Source organism: Kribbella italica (assembly GCF_014205135.1).
Lineage (GTDB): Bacteria > Actinomycetota > Actinomycetes > Propionibacteriales > Kribbellaceae > Kribbella > Kribbella italica.
The window spans coordinates 6,454,725-6,476,985 of record NZ_JACHMY010000001.1; the positions used below are offsets into that span (position 1 = coordinate 6,454,725).

The 22,261-nt window shown below is 69.8% G+C and carries 19 protein-coding genes and 1 tRNA gene; 15 read left to right on the forward strand and 5 right to left on the reverse strand.

Annotated features, from left to right (window positions below):
* Complete coding sequence (locus HDA39_RS30075) at positions 1-825, reverse strand: FhaA domain-containing protein (RefSeq protein WP_184800892.1); 825 nt, start codon at positions 823-825, stop codon at positions 1-3.
* 245 nt (positions 826-1,070) lie between these two features.
* On the opposite strand from HDA39_RS30075, the gene HDA39_RS30080 reads away from it, so the two are divergent.
* The 3 genes from HDA39_RS30080 to HDA39_RS30090 all read left to right on the forward strand — a co-directional run bounded on the left by HDA39_RS30080 (position 1,071) and on the right by HDA39_RS30090 (position 3,899).
* Positions 1,071-1,154 (forward strand) — tRNA-Leu (locus HDA39_RS30080).
* A 130-nt stretch (positions 1,155-1,284) separates the two neighbouring features.
* The gene (locus HDA39_RS30085; protein ID WP_184800894.1) at positions 1,285-2,037 is read left to right on the forward strand and encodes an ABC transporter ATP-binding protein; all 753 of its coding nucleotides are present in this window, start codon (positions 1,285-1,287) and stop codon (positions 2,035-2,037) included.
* The gene (locus HDA39_RS30090) at positions 2,022-3,899 is read left to right on the forward strand and encodes a hypothetical protein (RefSeq protein ID WP_184800896.1); all 1,878 of its coding nucleotides are present in this window, start codon (positions 2,022-2,024) and stop codon (positions 3,897-3,899) included. The genes HDA39_RS30085 and HDA39_RS30090 overlap by 16 nt, the downstream gene beginning before the upstream one ends.
* Here the strand turns inward: HDA39_RS30090 and HDA39_RS30095 are convergent.
* On the reverse strand, positions 3,849-4,055 hold the full coding sequence (locus HDA39_RS30095) for a hypothetical protein (RefSeq protein WP_184800898.1): 207 nt from the start codon (positions 4,053-4,055) through the stop codon (positions 3,849-3,851). The two genes, HDA39_RS30090 and HDA39_RS30095, sit on opposite strands and share 51 nt — an antisense overlap.
* Positions 4,056-4,260: 205 nt before the next feature.
* Here HDA39_RS30095 and HDA39_RS30100 point away from each other — a divergent pair, with 205 nt between their 5' ends.
* On the forward strand, positions 4,261-5,238 hold the full coding sequence (locus HDA39_RS30100; RefSeq protein ID WP_184800900.1) for a helix-turn-helix domain-containing protein: 978 nt from the start codon (positions 4,261-4,263) through the stop codon (positions 5,236-5,238).
* A gap of 37 nt (positions 5,239-5,275) precedes the next feature.
* Here the strand turns inward: HDA39_RS30100 and HDA39_RS30105 are convergent, their stop codons facing one another.
* A complete protein-coding gene (locus HDA39_RS30105; protein ID WP_184800901.1) occupies positions 5,276-8,971 on the reverse strand; it encodes a S8 family serine peptidase in 3,696 nt (1,231 codons plus the stop codon).
* 277 nt (positions 8,972-9,248) lie between these two features.
* Here HDA39_RS30105 and HDA39_RS30110 point away from each other — a divergent pair, with 277 nt between their 5' ends.
* The 7 genes from HDA39_RS30110 (at position 9,249) to HDA39_RS30140 (ending at position 16,393) form a co-directional block, all read left to right on the forward strand.
* Positions 9,249-10,352 carry a DUF4185 domain-containing protein gene (locus tag HDA39_RS30110; RefSeq protein WP_184800904.1) on the forward strand — a complete coding sequence of 368 codons (1,104 nt, stop codon included), beginning with the start codon at positions 9,249-9,251 and terminating at the stop codon, positions 10,350-10,352.
* Positions 10,353-10,392: 40 nt separating this feature from the next.
* Complete coding sequence (locus HDA39_RS30115) at positions 10,393-11,037, forward strand: helix-turn-helix transcriptional regulator (protein ID WP_184800906.1); 645 nt, start codon at positions 10,393-10,395, stop codon at positions 11,035-11,037.
* Complete coding sequence (locus HDA39_RS30120; RefSeq protein WP_184800908.1) at positions 11,021-12,151, forward strand: aminotransferase class I/II-fold pyridoxal phosphate-dependent enzyme; 1,131 nt, start codon at positions 11,021-11,023, stop codon at positions 12,149-12,151. Before HDA39_RS30115 ends, HDA39_RS30120 begins: the two co-directional genes overlap by 17 nt.
* Complete coding sequence (locus HDA39_RS30125; RefSeq protein ID WP_184800910.1) at positions 12,148-13,050, forward strand: ornithine cyclodeaminase family protein; 903 nt, start codon at positions 12,148-12,150, stop codon at positions 13,048-13,050. The genes HDA39_RS30120 and HDA39_RS30125 overlap by 4 nt, the downstream gene beginning before the upstream one ends.
* Before the next feature lie 276 nt (positions 13,051-13,326).
* Entirely contained in the window at positions 13,327-14,586 is a 1,260-nt protein-coding gene (locus HDA39_RS30130; RefSeq protein ID WP_184800912.1) for an extracellular solute-binding protein, read from the forward strand.
* A 2-nt stretch (positions 14,587-14,588) separates the two neighbouring features.
* Entirely contained in the window at positions 14,589-15,563 is a 975-nt protein-coding gene (locus HDA39_RS30135; RefSeq protein ID WP_184800914.1) for an ABC transporter permease subunit, read from the forward strand.
* A complete protein-coding gene (locus tag HDA39_RS30140; RefSeq protein WP_184800916.1) occupies positions 15,560-16,393 on the forward strand; it encodes an ABC transporter permease subunit in 834 nt (277 codons plus the stop codon). The genes HDA39_RS30135 and HDA39_RS30140 overlap by 4 nt, the downstream gene beginning before the upstream one ends.
* Here the strand turns inward: HDA39_RS30140 and HDA39_RS30145 are convergent, their stop codons facing one another.
* On the reverse strand, positions 16,394-17,098 hold the full coding sequence (locus HDA39_RS30145; RefSeq protein ID WP_184800918.1) for a GntR family transcriptional regulator: 705 nt from the start codon (positions 17,096-17,098) through the stop codon (positions 16,394-16,396).
* A 141-nt stretch (positions 17,099-17,239) separates the two neighbouring features.
* Here HDA39_RS30145 and HDA39_RS30150 point away from each other — a divergent pair, with 141 nt between their 5' ends.
* The 3 genes from HDA39_RS30150 (at position 17,240) to HDA39_RS30160 (ending at position 19,731) form a co-directional block, all read left to right on the forward strand.
* Positions 17,240-18,172, forward strand: a complete 933-nt coding sequence (locus HDA39_RS30150; RefSeq protein ID WP_184800920.1) for a glycoside hydrolase family 16 protein — start codon at positions 17,240-17,242, stop codon at positions 18,170-18,172.
* 366 nt (positions 18,173-18,538) lie between these two features.
* Positions 18,539-19,045: a sigma-70 family RNA polymerase sigma factor gene (locus HDA39_RS30155; RefSeq protein ID WP_184800922.1), complete on the forward strand. Its 507-nt coding sequence runs from the start codon at positions 18,539-18,541 to the stop codon at positions 19,043-19,045.
* A complete protein-coding gene (locus HDA39_RS30160) occupies positions 19,042-19,731 on the forward strand; it encodes a hypothetical protein (protein ID WP_184800924.1) in 690 nt (229 codons plus the stop codon). Before HDA39_RS30155 ends, HDA39_RS30160 begins: the two co-directional genes overlap by 4 nt.
* On the opposite strand, the gene HDA39_RS30165 is transcribed toward HDA39_RS30160, so the two are convergent.
* A complete protein-coding gene (locus tag HDA39_RS30165) occupies positions 19,732-20,919 on the reverse strand; it encodes a chymotrypsin family serine protease (RefSeq protein WP_184800926.1) in 1,188 nt (395 codons plus the stop codon).
* Between the two features lie 198 nt (positions 20,920-21,117).
* Between HDA39_RS30165 and HDA39_RS30170 the strand changes: the two genes are divergently transcribed.
* On the forward strand, positions 21,118-22,254 hold the full coding sequence (locus HDA39_RS30170) for an endonuclease (protein ID WP_337925952.1): 1,137 nt from the start codon (positions 21,118-21,120) through the stop codon (positions 22,252-22,254).
* Positions 22,255-22,261 lie beyond the last annotated feature (7 nt).

Sequence of the window (22,261 nt, forward strand, 5' to 3'; positions counted from 1 at the left end):
TCACCACCCGCTGCTCGGCGGCTGGGCGATCGGCTCGTCCGCCAGGCGCAGCGTCATCGTCGTGTTCCCGATCCGCACGGTCGATCCGTCGACCAGGTCGGCCTCCGCGGCGCGGCGGCCGTTGACCAGCGTGCCGTTGGTCGAACCCAGGTCGACCAGCACCACCCGGACCCCGCCGGGGCCTTCCGGCATCAGCCGGATCTCGGCGTGCCTGCGGGAGACACCCGGGTCGTTGATCTGGATGTCCGCGTCGGTACCGCGGCCGAGCACGACGCCGGGCGGGTTCACCGGGCGGCGGCGGCCGTTCACCTCGAGCATCACCTGCGGGTGACCGCGACGGATCGGCGCCGGTGCCGGGGGCGGCGGGGGCGCGCTCTGCATCACGGTCTCACCGCCGTACGGCTCGGCGTACGGGTCCGGTGGCGGGGGCGGCTGGGGACGGGAGCGCTGCTGCGTCCCGACCGTCTGGCTGACGACGCGGAACTTGCCGGTCGGCAGGTCGTCCTGCTGGGTCAACTCGATCTCGATCGGTCCGGAGAAGGTGTAGCGCTGGATGTCCGCGTGGTCACGGAGTTCGTTCGCGAGCTCGTGGTTCAGGGTGCGGCCGTAGGCGTTCAGCCGCTCGAAGTCCTCCGGGCCGAGCTCGACGGTGAAGTGGTTCGGGACCAGCCGGCGGTCCCGGGACAGGATCCGGGCGGTGTTGTCGATCTCCCGCTTGAGTGCGGCGGCGAGCTCGATCGGCTCCACGTCGCCCTTGAACGCACGCGCGAAGACACCGCTCACGATGCCCTCCAGGCGCCGTTCGAAGCGCTGCAGCGGTCGCACGCGTCCTCCTCCACGTCGGTCGTCGGCTGGCGCCAGGTCAGCACCAACGATCGTGCTTGCCGTCCGGCGCCTTCGACAGGCACGCCGTACGTCGTGGCCTCCGAGCTGGCGGTGGCCACACCCGGTACGACGATCGATCGTATCGGGAGGTTCGGCCCAACCCGCAATGCAAGAGTCGGTCAGAAGGCATGCTAGTGTTTTCCCTCGGTTGGGGATGGTGCTTCGACAGGCCGGAATCAGCCAGCGCGCGGGTGGCGGAATAGGCAGACGCGCACGGTTCAGGTCCGTGTGCCCGAAAGGGCGTGGGGGTTCAACTCCCCCCTCGCGCACAAGCAGTACCGAAGTCCCGGTCTCACCCGACCGGGACTTTTTCGTTCGCCCAGATGTTGCCGCAGAATTGGTGTGGGCGTGGCGCGAGAGCTGTGTCACAGCGGCCCTGTGGGCGGGTTAACTTCTCGCATGGACGCACTCGAGCTGGCCGGGCTCACCAAGACGTTCGGGACCCAGCGGGCGGTCGACGAGCTGGCGCTGACGGTGCCGAGCGGATCGTTCTTCGGGATGCTCGGCCCGAACGGCGCCGGCAAGACCACCTCGCTGTCGATGGCGGTCGGGCTGCTCCGGCCGGACAGCGGGACCGCGAAGATCTTCGGCGTCGACGTCTGGGCCGAGCCGGTCAGGGCCAAGGCGCTGGTCGGCGTACTGCCGGACGGGCTCGGGATGCCGGAGCGGCTGACCGGGCGGGAGGTGCTGACCTACCTCGGGCTGCTGCGTGGTCTGGACCGCTCCGAGGTGGAGGCCCGGACCCAGGAGTTGCTGGAGGTCCTGGAGCTCGACCACGAGGACGACAAGCAGGTGATCGGCTACTCCACCGGCATGCGGAAGAAGCTCGGCCTCGCCGTCGCGCTGCTGCACGCGCCGCGGCTGCTGGTGCTCGACGAGCCGTTCGAGGCGGTCGACCCGGTGTCGGCCGCAACCATCCGGACGATCCTGAACAGGTTCATCGCCGGCGGTGGATCGGTGGTGATGTCGAGCCACGTGATGGCGCTGGTCGAGCAGCTCTGCGACCGGGTCGCGGTGGTGGCCGACGGCAAAGTCGTTGCCTCGGGCACCGTTTCGGAGGTGCAGGCGGGCGGGTCGCTGGAGGACGCGTTCGTCGCGCTGGTCGGTGCGTCCACCCGGGGCGCGGAGGGACTGACGTGGCTGTCGGCCTGACCGTCGCGACCGGCGACACCCTGGTCAGGATGCGCTTGGCCGCGCTGCGGCATTCGCTCCGCGACCAGAACAAGGTGAGCTGGATCGCCAGCGGTGCCTTCGTCGGTCTGGTGCTCGCGGGCGGCACGGTCTGGCTCGCGGTTCGCGGCGACCACGACGTGGTCGCGGTGGCGATCGCCGTGTGGATGCTGGGCTGGGTGGTCGGTCCGCTGTTCGCCGGTGGTGGTGACGAGACGCTCAAGCCGGAGTACTTCACCATGCTCCCGCTGCCGCCGCGGGCGTTGTCCGGCGGCCTGCTGGCAGCGGCGATGGCCGGTGTGGCGCCTGTCGTCAGCCTGCTGGCTCTGCTCAGCCTGGCTGTGGTCGGTGCGCAGCTCTCAGTCGTCGCCGTACTGGTCTCGGTGCCCGCACTGCTGCTGCAGCTGCTCTGCTTCGTGCTGGCGTCCCGGCTCGCGGTTGCGATCTACGGCGTACTCCTGCAGATCCGGTCCGGCGCCGTACTGGCCGCGCTGGTCAATGCGTTCATCCTCGCCTTCACCGCGCAGGGCTGGGCGCTGATCGCGGCGTACATCACCACCGACGTCCAGGGCGCGATGGCCCAGGCAGCCCGGATCGCTCCCTCTGGTTGGGGTCTGGTCGCCGTCGAGGCCGCCGGTCGTGGCGACTGGCTGCGAGTGCTGCTCGCGCTGGCCGGCCTGCTGCTCCTGGCCGCCGTGATGTTCGTCGCCTGGTCCGCACTACTCGTACGACGGACGACAGCGACCCGCTCAGGTGTCCAGCCCCGCCGCCCGCTGACCGCGTCGGACGCCCGCGGCGCCGCCGCCGGGAAGGAGCTCCGGTCCTGGACCAGGGACCTGCTCTACGGCCACCGCGCCGTCTTCGCGATCGCGTACGGGGTGTTCTTCTGCCTGATGCCGATCGCCGTCGGCTGGAAGGGCATGCTCCCGTGGGCCGGCGCCGCGTCCGTGGTGATGGCCGGCGCGATGTTCGCCAACCTGTACGGCGCGGACGGTACGGCGTACTGGTCGACGCTGATGGTCCCCGGCTCGTCCAGGTTCGACATCCGCGCCAGGCAGCGTGCCTTCCTGCTCGTCTTCGGCCCGCCGGCGCTGCTGATCACCGTGCTGTTCACCTGGTGGTCCGGCACCGACACCTGGCCGGTCGTGCTCAGTGTGGTGCCCGCGCTGCTCGGCGGCGCGGCCGGTCTGGTCGTTCTCGCCTCCGTGTACGCCGCGGTGCCGACCACCGACGCGCACAAGCGGTCCGGCAACCCGCTGAACTCGGGCGAGAACGAGGGCGAGGCGATGGGCCTGGTCTACGTGATGCTCGTGCTCATCTCGCTCACCGCCGTGCCCGCCCTGGTCGTCGCGCTGCCCGCGGGATGGTGGGGCGTGCCCGTGGGGCTCGCGACCGGCGTACTGGCGTGGTGGGGGTTCGGCCGGCTCGCGGTGGCGCGGCTGGACGCCCGCGGTCCCGAGCTGCTCACCCTGCTCCGGCACGGACGGACCACCGGCGACCAGGCGAGCGTCACCTCCCTGTCCGCCAAGATGCAGCTGCTCCCGAAGTGGCAGCGCCACCTGGCCGGCGCCTGTCTCGGCTTCGGTGCGATCCCGCTCTTCCCGCAGGCGGTCGTGCCAGCGGTCTTCAAGCTCAACGACAACCCTGCCAAGGTGTGGTTCCTCGCCCTGTACGCACCAGGACCGTGGCAGTGGCCGATCATCGTCGCGATGGCATGCCTCGGCCTCGGCATGTACGGGTACGGCGCGAGCGTCTACTACCGCGCCAGCAAGCTCAAGCTGCCCGCTGTGGACTCACCTGACGCGGACCCACCGGGAGAAGGGGCGATGCAGCCGGCCTCCTGACGTTGCCCGGTGGCGGGCCGGGCGGGCGTCGACACCCGGCGCGGAGTGCCGGGGATCACCCCGGTGCGGGGTGGTGTTGGCGCCCAGCAGCATCCAGGCGGCGAGTACGGCGGCGGCAACCAGGCCGAGGACTCCGGCGAAGTCGGTGACAGTCATGGGGATCTCTCTTCACGGGCTCGGGCGGGGAGCAACTGGCGGTACACCGGTAGTGACGGCGGCCTGACCAGAACGTGATGGCACTCTCGTGCCAGGAGTGCCAGACCTCTGGAATGGCCCAGGAGTGCCGGATACCGGCCGACTTGCTCGCCACTGCGCTGTTCGGCCTGCTTAGGTGGTGCTTCGAGCACGGGAGGTGGGGCGGGTGCAGGACAACGCGTTGCTGGACGCCCGGGAGGAGCAGGCGTACCGGTTGCTGGTCGGTCTGTCGGTCGCGCGGGCCGCTGAGCTCGCCGAGGTCGCGGAGCTGCCGCAGCAGGAGGTCGACGAGCTGCTGCAGCGGCTGCAGGCGAAGGGGCTGGTCGCCGTACTGCCGGGCGACGACCCGGTGTTCCGGCCGCTGCCTCCCGACGTAGCCCTCGGTACGACGCTGCTGCGCCGCCAGGAGTCGCTGGAGTCGGCCCGGAAGACCGTGGCGTCGCTGAGCGAGGAGTTCCGGGCCAGCGCGAGCCGGCGGGACGCCCACCACCTGGTCGAGGTCATCGTCGGAGCGGACGCGCTGCGGGACCGCCTGCGCGACCTGCAGGAGTCGGCCCGGGAGGAGATCCTCTGGTTCTGCCGGGCCAACCCACTGGCCATGCAGGGCGCCGAGAACACCGAGGAGTACGGCGCACTGAGCCGCGGCGTCCGCTACCGGGCCATCTACGAGCGGGCCCTGCTGGAGACACCGGGCGAGCTGGACACCATCGCCGAGGGCATCGGCTGGGGCGAAGAGGCCCGGACCCTGCCGACGCTCCCGGTCCGGCTGGCCATCGTGGACCGGGCGACGGCGATCTGCCCGCTGGTCCGGGACGACGAGGCGGCGATCGGTGAGCCGACCGCGGCGATCATCGGCCGCGGCCAGCTCCTGGACGCGCTGCTCGCGCTGTTCGAGAGTCACTGGGAGGCGGCGACGCCGGTCAAGCTCCAGCCGGACGAGGCCGAGGAGGGCGAAGGCCTGGACGGCTCCGAGCGCTTCCTGCTGTCGCTGATGGTGGCCGGCGTACCGGACAAGTCGATCGCGTCGCAGCTCGGCATCAGCCGTCGTACGGTCCAGCGCCGGCTCGACCGGATGATGGCGCTGGCCGGTGTCGACACCCGCACCGGGCTCGCCTACCAGGCGGCCAAGCGCAAGTGGTTGTAGCACGGCCCGGGCAGACCAGCTGCCCGGGCCGTAGTCACTACTTCAGCCCGTAGGCCCGGATCACCGTCTGGGTGACCTTGTTGCCGGCGTTGTCCGCCGCGGAGACCCGCAGCGAGACCGTGCCCTTGCCGGCCGGTACGACGGCGACGTAGTGGCCGAGGGCCCCGACGGCGATGATCCGCCGCCAGCTCTTGCCCTCGTCGAACGACACCTCCGCCTGCAGCGACGTCCTCCGCGCGGCCGGAGCCCCGGCCTGCTGCTGCACGGTGAAGCCGACGACGTGCGTCCGAGCCGGGACCCGCCCGCTCAGGTCGGTCGGTACGTCGTACCCGACCTGCAGCAGCGGCAGTGCGGTCGCCTTGTCCTCGGCGGCCTTCTTCGACCGGAAGTCCCACGCGGTCTGGGTCCTGGTCCCCCAGTTCCACTCGCCTTCCGTGTCCTGCCGCTCGGTCGCCAGCTCCAGCCGGTACGACGCGTCGCCGCTGGTGGTGATCACGTCCTGCCAGGCGTCCGGCAGCTCGGCGACCGTCGACCCGTTGCGCTTGAGCACCGCGGACGACGAGGTGGTCTCGCCGACCGTGTAGTGCCCGGCCGCGTCGACGAACGACGGCACCCGCAGCGAGAACCGGTCACCGGTCCGCGTCGACACCACTCCCGGCGCGGCCGCCGGCCGGACCACCGGCTCGAACCAGGACTCGCTCGACGTACCGGTCGTGTAGCTCCGCGGCACCGAGGCCATCCCGCCACGCAGCGGGTTCATCGTGTCCCACGTGTAGAGGTGGTGCACCCGGTGCTGCCAGAGCGTGTCGCCCGAGCTGACCCACTCCTCGCGGACCTTCGGCGTCTCGACGAAGCGCTGCGAGTCGTTCCATGAGTAGTCCTGCCACGGGCGCCAGCCGAACCGCTGCTCCTTGGCCCAGTTGAAGCCGCCGTTGTCGGCGTACGACGTGTTGATCCGGGCGCTGTTCGCCGCGGTCACGTGGTAGTCGATCTTGGCTGGGACCTGGTTCTTCGAGACCTGGAAGACGTCGTACAGGTACGGGCTCGAGGTGGTCAGGGTCAGGTCGATCGTCGCGCGACCGGCCTTGGCCCGGGCGACCAGCTTGGCACCGTCGCGGGCGGTGGTGACCATCGCCGGGATCGGCTCCCGGTCGCCGACCGGACGCCAGACCGTCCAGGCCGACCAGTCCGACGGCCGGTACAGGATGACGCCGGCCGCACCGGCCTTCGCCGCCGCCGCGATCTGGTCCTGCTCGCTGCCGCCGCCCCAGCCGTCCTCGCTGGAGGGAATCACGGCGACCGCTCCCTTGACCCCCTTGAAGTCGGGGCCGGGAGCAACGAGGCTGAACCGTTTCTTGCCCGCGTACGACGGCGACTGGTGCAGCAGGTTGATGTCCATCGGACCGGAGACACCCGGCGCCGACGCCTGGACCAGCGGCGCGACCAGCTGCCAGCGCGACGCGAACTCGAAGCTGCCGCCCTGGACCGGCTTGGTCGGCGTGACCAGCACCTGGCTGACCGTGCTGAAGTGCATCACGCCGTGGGTGATCTTCCGGCCGTTCGGGTACTCGCGGTGCACGTAGTAGCTGAGCACCGCCTGCTGCTCGGACGGCTTCGGCGTGTGGATCGTGATCGGCGCCGCCTTGCGGGCGTCGACGACGATCTCGCGGTCGCCGGTCACCACGATGTTCGGGTCGGTGATCAGCACGGCCTTCTCGGTCTGCGCCTCGCGCGACTCGACCAGCCCGTGCATCAGGTAGGTGCCCTCCTCGACCTCGGCCGTGAAGGTCCCGCCGTCGTCGAACCAGCCCAGCGTGTCCGACCGCGAGTTGTCGCCGAACAGGGTGACCACCGGGACGCCGGTCGGCTGACCGTTCAGGTCGATGCCGCGGAAGGTGACCTTGTGCTTCGGGCCGGACTTGAGCGCGCCGACCGCGGTCCGGACGCTGACGTTGTCGGCACCGGTGGCCGCGATCCAGCCGCTGAACAGGCCGCGGTCGAGCTTCGCCGGGTCGAGCGCCAGCTGGACGTCGGCCGAACCGCCGGCCGGAACCGTCACCGTCGCCGGTACGCCGAACGCGTCCGTCTCGGGCTGGCGAGTGTCCAGGTTGTCCACGTCGACGGCGAGGTTCAGCGTGATCGCCGCGGCGGTGTCGTTGCGGTAGGTGATGGTCCGCGCGGTCGCGGTGCTGCCGGTCAGGGTCAGGCCGAAGTCGGCGACACCGGTCGCGTCGACCTTCTGCGCGACCGCCCGGGCGACGTCGACCCGGCCGGTGCCCTGGGCGTAGACGCTCAGGTCGGGCGTCGTCTTCGCCGTACTGGTCAGCGCGTCCTTGAGCCGGCCCGCCTTCCAGTCCGGGTGCTGCTGCGCGAGCAGCGCCGCGGCACCGGCGACGTGCGGCGTCGCCATCGACGTCCCGGAGGCGGCGGTGTAGAGGTTGTCGAGCGGCTGGCCCATCGCCGTACCGGCCGCGCGGGCCGCGACGATGTCGACGCCCGGCGCGGTGATCTCGGGCTTCAGACCGGAGTCGCCGACCCGCGGGCCGCGGCTGGAGAAGTCCGCGAGCGCGTCGTTGCGGTCGACCGCGCCGACGGTCAGCGCGGCCGCGGCCGCTCCCGGCGAACCGACCGACTCGTCCGCGCCGTCGTTGCCGGCGGCCACGACGAACAGCGTGCCGGACGCCGCGGTGATGTCGTTGACGGCCTGGCTGAGCGGGTCGGTGCCGTCGGTCGGGCCACCACCCAGGCTCATGTTGACCACCTTGGCGCCTTCGGCGGCGGCCCACTCCATCCCGGCGATGATCCAGGACTCGTAGCCGGAGCCGTCGTCGCCGAGCACCTTGCCGACCAGCAGGTCGGCCTTCGGCGCGACTCCCTTCCGGGTCCCGCCGGCGCCCGCGCCGGTCCCGGCGATGGTCGCCGCGACGTGCGTGCCGTGACCGAAGTGGTCCTCGGTGCCGGTCGGGCTGGTGGAGAAGTCTTCGGCCTTCTGCACCTTGCCGACCAGGTCCGGGTGGTTGGCGTCGACCCCGGTGTCGAGAACGGCGACCTCGACACCGCTGCCCTCGTACCCGGCCTGCCAGGCGGCCGGCGCACCGATCTGCGGCACGCTCTTGTCGAGCACCGGCTTGACCTTGCCGTCGAGCCAGATCTTGGCGACGCCCTGGTCGAGGGTGCGGGCGGTGTGCGATGTCGGCTTGAGCGAGTTCCACAAGGCGGGCAGCTCCGCCTTCGTGGCGGTGACGGCCGCGCCGCCGATGGAGGCCAGCGGGCGGGTGTCCGTCGTAGCGGTCAGGGACTGGACACGGGCGCCGCCGTCGTACCGGACGATCAGGGGCAGGGTCGGCGTGGTCGCGTCGCCGAAGCCGTCGGCGATCAGCTCGTCGACGTCGAACAGGTCGGCGTCGACCATGCCGGAGGCGACGTACGGGACGACGTCGCTGGGCAGGACGCGCAGCCCGCCGTCGACCTCGACGGTGTGGAACGCGAGCTGTTCGCGGCCCGGCGCGGGCTGGACGACGGCGGCCTTCTTGCCGGCACCGGCGTCGGTGACCTCGACGACGTCACCGGTGATCAGCGTGACCTTCTGCGACGTGCCCGCCTGGGCGGCGGTCGGGGATGCGGCCGACGGGCCCGGGGGTGCCGCGGTAGCGGTCAGGCTCGACGTGGTGGCCAGCGCGAGTGCGGCCGCGAGGATGGCGGCGCGACGCTTGCGTGAGGACGGTGGTTTCATCGGGCGGACTCCTTCGAGAGGCTAGGGGCAGGCACCTCGTGCTCAGGAGTCTGCGGTGCGGCAGCACGTTTGCGCCCTGTCCATCTCTGCCCTTCCTGTGACATGGCGCATGAACGCCACCCGAACAACCAGGACGATCGGCTGCCGGGATAGGAAACCGATTTCACCTGCGGTCGAAGAGCTCCACGGAGGGCTGGCGGCCGCCGCGGACGTCTGCCAGGTTCGTAGCCGACCAGTGACACGTTGTCACTGCCCTCTACGACGTCTGGACGGATTCATGAAACGACGGACTTTCCTTGGCAGTGTCGCGGCCGCCGGTGTGGGCGCGGCCGTGGCGCCCGGGCTGCTCGCCCCGGCCGTCGCGCAGGCGGCGACGTACAAGAAGCGGGTGACCGGCGCGGACCTGGACACCAACAGCCGGTGGCAGGTCGCGGGCACCGATCTCGGCATCCCGTACGTGCTGGAGAACGGCTCGATCGGCTACCTGTTCGGCGACACCTTCAACTCGCCGTGGCCCGAGCAGCAGAACAACGACTGGCGGTCGCCGGTGATGCTGCGGTCGGCGGTGCACCCGGGCGAGGCCGGCGGGATCGTGTTCGACAGCGCGGCGAAGGTGGCCGGCAACGGGCGGGCGCCGGAGATCATGCACAACGGCCACAACGGGATCGGCATCGACAACCTCTGGGAGGTGACGGTGATCCCGAACGACGGGATCAGCTTCCCCGAGACCGGCCGGCAGCTCGTCTCGTACATGAGCATCGAGCACTGGAACCCGGGCCCGCGCTACTCCCTCTGGAAGTCCCGGTACGCCGGCCTGGCGTACACCGACAACGGCAACGACTTCGTCCGGACCAACCTGAAGTGGTTCAACGACGCGGACAACGCCGACCCGTTCCAGATGTGGACGATGCAGCGTGACGGCGACTGGGTCTACGTGTTCTCGGTCCGGTCCGGCCGCCAGGACGGCCCGATGATGCTGCGGCGTGTCCCGTGGGAGCAGTTGTTCGACCCGGCGGCGTACCAGGGCTGGGGCTGGAACGGCAGCAACTGGGGCTGGGGCCGCCCGTGCAGCCCGATCCTGAACGGGCGCTTCGGCGAACCCTCGGTCCGCCGCCTCGGCGACGGCACCTGGGTGATGGCCTACCTGAACTGCGCCACCGGCAACATCGTCACCCGTCGCGCCAACACCCCCGACAGCGCCTGGAACAACGAGAAGATCCAGGTCACCTTCGCCCAGGAGCCCTCCCTGTACGGCGGTTTCATCCACCCGTGGTCCGGCGCCGGCGCGAACGAACTGCACCTGATGGTCTCCAAGTGGACCCACGGCCCGGCCGGCAACAGCACGGCGTACCACGTCAGCCAGTACGTCGGCAGCGTGTAGACCTGGACAGTTCGTCTGCCGTGGACGTATCGTCCACGGCATGTCCAGTCCTGAGCTCAAGGCCGAGGTCGATCGGCTCGCGCCGGTCGGCGAGGCGGTTGCCCGGCTGCTGTCGCCGCACGCCGAAGTGGTGCTGCACGATCCGGCGACCGACCAGGTGGTCGCGATCTGGAACCCGTTGTCGGGGCGGAAGGTCGGGGCGCCGTCGTTGCTCGGCGAGCTGGACGAGCTGGCGGAGACCGGGCGCGACGTCTACGGGCCCTACCCGAAGTCGCTGGCCGACGGGCGGCGGCTGTCGAGCGTGAGTGCCGTACTGCGGGACGCGGACGGCAAGGCCGGGCTGGTGCTGTGCATCAACGTCGACCGGACGGCGTTCGGGGAGGCGGGGCGGATCCTGGCGGCGTTCGCAGCGCCGGTGACCGGGCAGCCGCGGGTGCTGTTCGAGCACGACTGGACCGAGCGGCTGAACGACGTGGTCGGCGAGTTCGTCCGCGAGCGGGGCGCGCCGGTCGACCGGCTGTCCCGGGAGGACCGACTCGAGCTGGTCGGGCAGCTGGAAGCGGCCGGCGTACTGAGTCAACGGCGGTCGGTTCCGGCGGTGGCGCGGGCGCTGAAGATCTCCCGGTCGGCGCTCTACCAACTGCTCGGTGAGGCCCGCAAGGAGCATGATGGCGGCCTTGCCTGACTTCCGCCTGGAGACGTACTTCTCGCGTTGGGAGTTCAGCGCGCGGTTCCACCTGACCGCCTCGGACGCGCAGTCCCTGCCGATGTCGGAGCTGCTCGCGATGGCGGACGACGACGGCCGCGAGCGGTGGGAGTCGCTCGCGCTCGGCTACACCGAGACGCGCGGCCTGCCCGCGTTGCGCGAGGAGATCGCCCGTACGTACGACGGCCTCGAGCCGGACGACGTGATGTGTTTCGCCGGCGCCGAGGAAGGCATCTACCTGGCGATGCGCGTCCTGCTCGAACCGGGCGACCACGCCGTCGTCCTGACGCCGAACTACCAGGCGGCCGAGACGATCCCGCTCGACCTCTGCACGGTGACCGGCGTCGCGCTGCGGCCCGAGGACGGCTGGGCACTGGACGTCGACGCGATCGAGCGGGCGCTGCGACCGGAGACCCGGCTGGTCTCGGTGAACTTCCCGAACAACCCGACCGGCGCCGTACCGGATCCGGCGGCGTGGGAACGACTCGTGCGCCTGTGCGACGAACGCGGGATCCGGCTGTTCAGCGACGAGGTCTACCGCGGGCTCGAGCTCGACCGACCCTCGTTGCCTCAGGCAACCGACCTGTCGCCGACGGCGCTGTCGCTGAACGTGATGTCGAAGGCGTACGGCCTGCCCGGGCTGCGGATCGGCTGGATCGCCTGCCGCGACCGCGCCGTCCTGGACAAGCTCGAGCGGGCCAAGCACTACACCTCGATCTGCAACTCGGCACCAAGCGAGATTCTCGCGCTGATCGGCCTGCGTGCCCGGGACCGCTTGCTGGACCGCAACCGCGGAATCGTCGCGCGGAACCTGCCGCTCTTCGCGGACTTCTTCGCCCGGTGCCCGGATCTCTTCGACTTCGCGGCGCCGCAGGGCGGCTGCGTCTGCTTCCCGCGGTACGCCGGTCCGGATGGCGTCGAAGCCATGTGCACCAGCCTGGTGGAGGAGGCCGGTGTCCTGCTGCTGCCGGCGAGCATCTACGCCTCGGCCCTCACCGAGACACCAGCCGACCGCTTCCGTGTCGGCCTCGGCCGCCTGGACCCCGAACCGGCACTCGATGCCTGGAGCAACTGGTTGGAGAAGCAGGGATGACGTTGCGGGTGATCGGTCTCGACGAGCTCCGCTCGGTGGTGACGCCGGACCTGGTCTTCGCCGCGGTCCGGTCCGCCCTGATCGCCCACGCCGAGGGGCAGACGCAGGTCCCGCTCCCGATGGTGCTGGACTTCCCGAAAGCCTCGGGCGACTGCCACGTGAAGGCCGGGTACGTCGAAGGCTCTCCGCACTTCACGGTCAAGATCGCGAGCACCTTCGCCTCGGTCAACAACGGCCTCATGCTCGTCGTCGACGCGACCACCGGCGAGCCCGCCGCCGTACTGGCCGACGAAGGCCGGCTGACCGCCTGGCGCACCGCGGCCGCCGGCGCTCTGATCACCGACGCGATGGCCCCGGCCGAGGCCAGGGAAGTCCTCGTCGTCGGCACCGGCGACCAGGCTCGGCTGCAGGCGATCTGGCTCACCCACCTCCGCCCGGGGCTGAAGTTCCAGATCTGGGGCCGCCGCCCCGCCGCCGTCACTGATCTGGTCGAAACCCTGCAAGCCGCAGGTGTCCAGGCCCGACCGGTCACCGAAAGCGCAGCATCCTGCGTGACCACCACAACGCCCGCCACCAGGCCTCTGCCGATCGAGCTCTTCGGCGGCGCTCAGCACATCACCGGCGTCGGCACCGACATGCCCGGCAAGGGTGAGCTGCCGCCCGGGCTCTTCGCCGGAGCGACCGTCGTCACCGACGACCACGAGCAGTGCCTCGACCACGGGGACTTCGGCAACGCCGTACGGGCCGGAGTGATCGCCGACGGCATCGACCTGTCCGTCGGCGCGGTCCTGCGCGACGGGTTCACCCGCCGGACCGACCGGTCGATCGCGGACCTGACCGGGCTCGGCGTGCAGGACGCGGCGACCGCGTCCGCGGTGATCGCGGCGCTCGGCGGCTAGCAGCAAGCGGTTGCCCGAAAATTCAACTGGTCCGGTAAATCGCTGACCAGCGAGCCCAGTGGTCTGTTGCGCACTGTGCAACACAGGCTGCAGATAACGCTGTCAAACGCTCACTTCTGGACAAGTTTGTGACTGCGCACGCTCTCACGACTTAGTAACGGAACCTACTGAACTATTGACTGGTCGTCGGTCGTCCGCAATTCTCGCTGCCACTGAACGACAGGTTCATACCAGTCAGCCGGGCGCCGGTCCGGCTACTCCGCCAGAGGTGATCCGATGAAGTTCCGTTCCCTTGCCGTCGCCGCGGTCGCGGCTCTCTCCCTCACCACCGTGGCCGCCTGCGGTGGCTCCGACGGTGACAACGCCGCCGCCGATGGCCCGACGACGATCGACGTCTGGCTGATGAAGGGCAGCGTCTCCGACGACTTCCTCAAGCGCTTCACCGACGACTTCGCCGCCAAGCACCCGGACGTGAAGGCGAACGTCCAGATCCAGGAGTGGAACGGGATCGGCCCGAAGATCATCGGCGCGCTGGCCAGCAAGGACGCGCCGGACGTGATCGAGGTCGGCAACACCCAGGTCGCGCAGTACTCGGCCTCGGGCGGCGTCAAGGACCTGACCGACAAGAAGTCCGACCTCAAGGGCGACGACTGGATTGAGGGCCTGGCCGGTCCGGGCCTGTACGAGGGCAAGCAGTACGGCATCCCGTACTACGCCGCGAACCGCGTGGTCGTCTACCGCAAGGACCTGTTCCAGGCGGCCGGCGTGACCCCGCCGAAGACCCGCGACGAGTGGATCGCCGCGACCACCAAGCTGAACACTGGTGGCAACCAGGGCATCTACCTGCCCGGCCAGAACTTCTACGTGCTGTCCGGCTTCATCTGGGACGAGGGCGGCGACCTGGCGGTCAAGGACGGCGACCAGTGGAAGGGCGCGCTGTCCACGCCCGAGGCCCTGAAGGGCATGGAGTTCTACCAGCAGATCCAGGCGCTCGGCAAGGGCCCGAAGGACTCGGACGAGGCGAAGCCGACCCAGACCGACGTCTTCGCGCAGGGCAAGATCGCGCAGATGATCGCGGTCCCGGGCGCGGCCGAGCTGATCGCCCAGGCGAACCCGGCGCTGAAGGACAAGCTGGGCTTCTTCCCGATCCCGGGCAAGACCGCCGACAAGCCGGGCGCGGTCTTCACCGGTGGCTCGGACCTGATCATCCCGGAGGCCTCCGACGGTCAGGACGCGGCGTACACGTTCATCAAGGAGCTGGCCGGTGAGCAGTGGCAGACCGACCTGGCCAAGTCGATGAAGTACGTGCCGAACCGGACCAGCCTGGCCGCCTCGGTCGGTGCCGACGAGGGTGTCGCGGCGATGGCCGCCGGCGCCGCCAACGGCAAGGCGACCCCGAACTCCCCGAACTGGGCCGCGGTCGAGGCGAAGAACCCGATCAAGGAGTACCAGACCAAGGTGCTGACCGGAGGTGACCCGGCGGCCGCCGCGAAGGCGGCCGACGAGATCATCACCCAGGCCCTGAACACCAAGTAGCCGTGGCTGTCACCCACGTCGAGAGCACGGCGGAACACGCCCCCGCCGCCCGGACCGGTTCGCCGGCTCCCGGGCGGCGGGGGCGTTCCCTGCCGGTGCGTCTGCTGCCGTACCTGCTGGTCGCGCCGACGGTGCTCGGTACGGCGTACCTGCTGGTCTACCCGCTGATCCGGAACCTGATCATCTCGTTCCAGAAGTTCGGCATCGCCCAGTTGATCCGCGGCGGTGCCGACTTCGTCGGCCTCGACAACTACCGGCAGATCCTGTCGGACGACATGTTCTGGAGCGTGGTGCTCCGGACGTTCGTCTTCACCGCGATCAACGTCTCGCTGATCATGGTGCTGGCGACGCTGATCGCGGTGCTGATCGGTGCCTTGGGCAAGAAGATGCGGCTGGCCGTGATGGGCGGCCTGGTGGTCGCCTGGGCGATCCCGGTGATCGCCGCGACCACGGTCTTCCAGTGGCTGTTCCAGTCCCAGCTGGGCGTCGTGAACTGGGTCCTGGTCGCGCTCGGCTTCGAGCAGTTCGACGGCTACGCGTGGTTCGCCAACGGTACGTCGACGTTCGCGATCATCGTCGTACTGATCGTCTGGCAGTCGGTGCCGTTCGCCGCGCTGACCCTGTACGCCGCGATGACGACCGTGCCGAAGGAACTGCACGAGTCGGCGCAGATCGACGGCGCCGGTGGCGTGAAGACGTTCCGGCTGATCACGTTCCCGATCCTGCGGCCGATGTTCGGGCTGATCCTCTGTCTGGAGATCATCTGGGTGTTCAAGTGCTTCGTGCAGATCTGGGCGATCAGCCAGGGTGGCCCGGGCAACGCGACGCTGACGCTGCCGGTCTACGCCTACCAGGTGGCGCAGTCGCTGAACCGCTACGACCTCGGCGCCGCGATCTCGATGGTGACCGTCGTGATCCTCGGGGTCGCGCTGCTGGCCTACTTCCGGCAGATGTTCAAGGAAGAGGGTGAACTGTGAGGACGCGGATCGGGCGGAAGATCTCGCTCAACACGCTGGCCCTGATCGTGTTCGCCTTCTCGGTGTTCCCGGTTTACTGGATGGTGCTGACGGCGTTCAAGCCGACCAAGGACATCCAGGCCGAGACGCCGTCGTTCTTCCCGACCAACATCACCTTCAGCCACTTCGGGACGGCGGTGAACGCCGACGGGTTCTGGCTGTTCTGGCGCAACAGCGCACTGGTCGCGGTGTCGGCGGTGCTGATGGCGCTGGTGATCGCGTGCCTGGCGGCGTACGCCGTGGCACGGATGAAGTGGCGCGGCCGGCAGGCGTTCATCCTGATGGTGTTCATCGCGCAGATGACGCCGTGGGAGGCGCTGCTGATCCCGATGTACGTGATCGCCCGCGACACCGACATGCTCGACAAGCTGACCATGCTGACGCTGATCTACTTCATGGTCACGCTGCCGTTCACGATCGTGACGCTGCGCGGGTTCCTGAACGCGATCCCGGTCGAGCTCGAGGAGGCCGCGCAGGTCGACGGCTGCAACCAGTTCCAGGCGTTCCGGCGGATCGTCTTCCCGCTGCTCGCGCCCGGCCTGCTGTCCACGTCGCTGTTCGGTTTCATCACCGCGTGGAACGAGTTCGCCTTCGCGAACCTGCTGATCATCAAGAACCAGGACCAGCGCACGCTCCCGGTCTGGCTCTCGTCCTTCAGCAACACCTTCGGCACCGACTGGGGCGCCACGATGGCCGCCGCCACGCTGTTCATGCTGCCGGTGCTGCTGATCTTCCTGGTCCTCCAGGGCCGGGTCACCGCGGGCGTGGCGGCGGGAGCCGTCAAGGGCTAGTCAGTCAGGGAACGTCAGCCGCGTCGTGATCCGGTACCGGTCTCCTCGATAGATGGAGCGCGTGTACTCGATCACGGCGCGGTCCGCCGTTCGCGTGGTGCGCTCGATCAGCAGGGCCGGGGAGTGCAGTGGTACGTCGAGTTGGGCGGACTCCTGGTGGTCGGTCACCGTCGGCTCGGTGACCTGTACGGCGTCGCGCGGCGCCACGGCGTACCGGTCGCGGAGGAGCGCGTAGAACGAGCCGGTCTCGAAGTCGCGGCCGGTGATGCCGGGGACGAGCGCGGCCGGGATGCGGATCCGCTCGATGCACATCGGGATGCCGTCGACCAGGCGGAGGCGGACGACCGCGATCAGCTCCGCGCCGGGTGAGACCTCCAGCCGCCGGCCCATCCGCGCGCCCGCCGGCTCGACCGCGAAGCTGATCAGCCGGCTCTGCCACGGGCTGCCCTCGGCGGGCGGCAGGGCGAAGTCGCCGGCCTCGGTCGGCTCGAGCTCCTGGTGGATCTTCCGGGCGCTGACGAACGTCCCGCGCCCGTGCTCGCGGACCACCACGCCCTCGCGCGCCAGATCGTCCAGAGCCGCGCGCAGCGTCGGCCGGGAGACGCCCAGCGACTCGCTCAGGCTGCGCTCCGACGGCAGCACCTGGCCCGGCCCGCTGGTCTCGATCAGGGCCAGCAGCTGGTCGCGTGCCTGGGTCCGTCGCATAAGGCAAAGATTACCAGTGGTCTGACCAGTGAGAGCGATTCCACGGTTAAGACAAGCTCTTGACTTAACCACTCGAACGCGACAGATTGCCAGAAGTGACCCAGTGGTCACACCCTCTCCGCCCCGAGAAAGGTGTTCACCATGGCTCGATCCCGCGCATTCCGCACGACCGCCGCCGTCGCTGTCCTGGCCGCGGTCGCGGCGACGGTCGGCGTACCGGCTTCCGCTCGCCCGGCTCCGGACAAGGCCGCCGCATGCGGCGCCTTCTTCGACGACTTCAGCTACAGCTCCCGGACCGACCCCGCGTTCACCGCCCACGACTGGAGCATCCGGACGAACGCCGGCGGGCCCGGCGTCGGCGGCGCGACCTGGGCGGCGAGCAACATCAGCTTCCCGGTCGTCGACGGCCAGCAGTCGCTGCAGCTCCGCGCGAGCACCGACGGCTCGGCCGGCGGTACGACGCACGCCCAGGTGCAGCAGAACCAGCAGCGCTTCTTCGAAGGCACCTACGCGACCCGGTTCAAGTTCAGCGACGAACCGGTCAGCGGCAACGACGGCGACACGATCAACCAGACCTTCTACACGATCTCGCCGCTGCGCTACGACTGGGACCCGATCTACAGCGAGCTCGACATCTCCGAGTACCTGCCGAACGGCGGCTGGGGCGAGACGAGCGCGACGAACTTCTTCACCAGCTGGAACACCTACCAGGTCGACCCCTTCGACGGCTGGCGCGCGTCGACGGCGCGCAGGCAGAGCCACGCCGGCTGGCACACGCTGGTCGCGACGGTCGCCGACGGGCACGTGAAGTACTACGTCGACGGCGCGCTGGTCGCCGACCACACCGACGACGGCCAGGGCCACACGGTCTACCCGCGGCAGGGCATGACGCTGAACTACAACCAGTGGTTCATCGATCTGAACGGCCACTCCGGCGGGACCAGCGTCTGGGCCCAGTCGGCCGACTGGGTGTACTACGCGAAGAACGAGGTGCTGAGCCCGTCGGCGGCGGCCGACCGGGTGGCGTCGTACCGGTCCTCCGGCACCGCCCACGCGGACACGATCAGCTGCTGAAACAGTTAATGGTCAGTACGGTGAGACGGCCCCTGGCAACCCATGGACTTTCCGTCTCCGACTGAGTACGGTCCGTTACGGCGTCCGCACCACGCCACCACCTGGGGAAGGGCTCCGAGCCTTTCCTCTCACCGGTCGGTGAGGTGCTGCCCGCCAGTAGCGCCTCACTGGTGGCTGGGCGAGCAGACCCCGGTAGACGCCGAGGTCTGATGGGGGCCCGGACACCTAGGTGGGGCGGAGCAGCGCGGTCGTCCGACCATCGCGCTTCCCCGCCCCACCGACTCAAGATTTCTCCGCGAACCGCCCCAACGCTCCGCACCCGCCGGTCGTCTAGCTTGGCGACAGGGAAACCGAAGGACGGTGCCGGTGGCTGACTGGAAGAGCACGTTCGACGAGCTGGTCGCGGTTCGCGGCCCGGCACTGCGTGGTTACGCCTACCTGCTGACCGGTGACGCGGCGACTGCCGCCGACCTGGTGCAGGAAGCGCTGCTGCGGGTGTTCGGCCGGCTCCGTGTCGGCAGCGACATCGAGCAGCTCGAGGGCTACGTGCGCCGCGTGATCCTGAACCTGTACGTCGACGACCGGCGGCGGGCGAAGAAGTGGCGCGAGACCAGGCACCTGCTGGTCGAGCCCGACCACCAGCACGGCGAGGGCGACGACACGTGGGCGACCACGCACACGGTCCGCCACGCACTGTCCGACCTGTCACCCAAGCAGCGTGCCTGTGTGGTGCTGCGGTACTACGAGGACCTCACGGTCCCGGAGATCGCGGACCAGCTCGGGTGCGCCGAGGGCACGGTGAAACGCCATCTAGCCGATGCGAGATCGAGGTTGGCCGCGCAGCTCGGCGTGACAGAGGAGAGTGTGCAATGACGTCGAAGGACCTGAAGGACCTTCTCGGCGCGGTGGCGGACGAGGGCTGGGACACCGTGGACCTGGACGAGCAGGCGCTGGCCGGCCGGATCAAGGGCCGCCGCCGGCGCAACACGCTGGTCGCGGGAGCGGCGAGCCTGGGCACGGCCGCGGTGATCGCGATCGCGGCGGTGGCCGTCGTACCGAATCTCGGGGGGAGTGCGGACACACCCGTCGCGGGCGCGCGCCAGGAGGCGAGCGGCCTGGCGATCGGGGCGTGTGGTGGTGCGGTCAGTGGCGAGCCACGGGCAGGTGCGCCGCTGACGCTCAGCGCGCCCGTGATCAAGCCGATCAGCGTGGCGTCCGACTTCGGCACCGTCGACGTCGTGGTCACCAACACCAGCGGGAAGCCGGTGGACCTGACCGCGGGGCGGAGTGCGGCGATCACGCTGGCCCAGCAGAGCAAGGTGGTGGGGACGCCGGCACCGGTCCGGGATGTGGCGGTCAAGGTCAAGCTGCTGCCGGGCGAGCAGCAGACCATCACCTCGACGATCAGCCTGCGCCGTTGCGGTGAGGCAAAGACGCAGGCCGGGGAGAAACTCGCGCCGGGCAGCTACCAGTTCTACGCGACGCAGATCTTCAGCCCGACCGACGGAGGCCAGGAGATCGAGGCCCAGGGCGGACCCTGGACGGTCGCGCTGAAGTGATCACTTGATCGCGATGTTCGCCTTGAAGACGGACCGGATGGTGGTCCACCGCTCGGCGTACTGCTCGTCACCCGCGTGGGCGATGTGCATGCCACGGATCTGCACGGTGCCGCGGACGTACTGGAACAGCGGTGCGCCCGAGTCACCACCCTGGCCGTCCGGACCGCGGTAGGCGATCAGTTCGACCGTGCAGCCGGCCTCGTCGCAGAACTGCGCGTGCAGGCTGGTGACCACCTGCGAGCACTGCTCGTACGTCGTCTGCCCGCTGCGGCAGTAGGCGGCTCCGACCGCGGGGTCGGAGGCGCCGCTGACCAGGATGGTCGTGCCGGCCGCGCCGCCGCGGTAGATGACCGAGCCGTACGTCCCGCCGCCGACCGCTTCGAAGTCGTAGTACGGGAAGCTCGGCCGGTTCCGGACGGTGCCCCACAGCTGCCGGCCGCCGCTGGAGAAGACGCGCTGACCCAGCGCGAAGCAGTGCCCGGCGGTGACCATGTAGCGGGCCGTCGAGGTGATGGTGAAGCCACTCGTGCAGACCGACGAGCCGTTGGTGATGGACGCGCCACCGCGGTGCGGAGCCGGGTCACTCTGCCGGGAGTTCCGGCCGACGTCGCCGTACTTCGCCTCGAGCACCGGCCCGTACTTGGCCAGCAGCGGCTGCATGGTCGCCGCCGGCGCGTTCGTCGTCACCGACATGGCGTCGCGCTGCGCGTCGTAGTGGAAGGCGTAGCTGTACTTGTTCGCGCCGTCCTTCCACTGCCGGTTCTCCAGCACCGTCCGGATCGAGGTCAGCTCCGCCTTGGTGGTCCGGCTCGGCCGGACCCCGGTCTCGGCACCGGCGACCTTCACGGACCGGGCCGCCTGGGCCTTCGCCGTCTTCGGCATCCGCACGACGTACTTGCCCGTCGCCCGGTCGTAGTAGACCCCCAGACCGCCGGTCTTCGTGGCGTAGTCGTCGACCTGGCTGAACTGTTTCTCCTGCGCCGTCTGCGGCCCGTCGGGGGCCGTGGCGGCTGCTGCCTCCTTCTGGGCTCGAGCGGCCGCCAGCGCGGCCCCCTCTGCCGAAGGTGCCGCGACCTCGGTCACGTCGAGCGGCTGGGCCACCGACGGCGTACCGACGAGCGCGAGCCCACCAGCACCGACCGACACCGCGGCGATCGCCATCGACAGCGATCTCCTCTTCACACGCATCGTTACTCCCCAGACTTGGGTGCTGAACCCCTGCAGTCTGCCGAACTCCGGGGGCGCTCGCCGCTCGAAGGCAACTTCCTGCAATGTCGCGGTCACCCTACGGCCCGGAAGTCTTCGCTCGCCAGGGCGTTCACCAGCCGGTCCGACGGGGCAGACTGACCCCGACGCCGTTCCACACCGCCCCGTGGGAGACCCGCCGTGACAACTTTCCGCCCGCTCCGCCCGGTCCTGCTGATCGGCGTACTGCTCGCTCTGCTCGGCTTCGGCATCACGCCGGCGCCGGCCGCGACCAGTGCGAACCTGACCGTTGCCGCTGCCGTCCAGCAGCAGAACGGTGCCACCGGCACCGTCGAGGGCTACGTCGTCGGGCAGCCGACCGCCACGAACACGGTGGTCCGCAGCAACTTCCCGAACGACTACGCCCTGGCGCTGGCCGACTCGGCCGGGCAGACCAGTACGGCGAGCATGCTGTACGTCCAGATCCCGAGCGGCTTCCGTTCGGCGTACGGGCTGCAGTCGAACCCGTCGCTGGTGGGCCAGAAGATCACGGTCACAGGCAAGCTGGCGGCGTACTTCTCGCACCCGGGACTCACCGGGGCGACGGCGTTCAGCGGTGGTGGTGGGTCGGACCCGGGCGACCCGGGTGATCCCTCGGACTACTACGCAGGCGCCGAGGGCAAGACCGGCGCGGCGCTGAAGTCCGCGCTGCACACGATCATCGCGAACCAGACCAAGCTCAGCTACGACCAGGTCTGGAACGCGCTGAAGGACACCGACCAGGACCCGAACAACGCCAACAACGTGATCCTGCTGTACTCCGGGCGCTCGCAGTCGAAGAGCTCTAACGGCGGCAACCCGGACGACTGGAACCGCGAGCACGTCTGGGCCAAGTCGCACGGCGACTTCGGGACGGCGACCGGGCCGGGCACCGACGTGCACCACCTGCGCCCCGAGGACGTGTCGGTGAACGGCGTCCGCGGCAACCTCGACTTCGACAACGGCGGCGGCACGGTCGCGGAGTGCTCGGGCTGCGCGGTCGACGGCGACTCGTTCTCGCCGCGGGCGGCGGTCCGCGGTGACGTCGCGCGGATGATCTTCTACATGGCGGTCCGGTACGAGGGCGGCGACGGGTTCGCGAACCTCGAGCCGAACAACTCGGTGAACAACGGCTCCGCGCCGTACATCGGCAAGCTCTCGGTGCTGAAGGCCTGGAGCCAGGCCGACCCGCCGGACGCCTTCGAGAAGCGCCGCAACCAGGTGATCTACGACAACTGGCAGCACAACCGCAACCCGTTCATCGACCACCCCGAGTGGGTCGCGTCGATCTGGCCGTAGGTTTGAC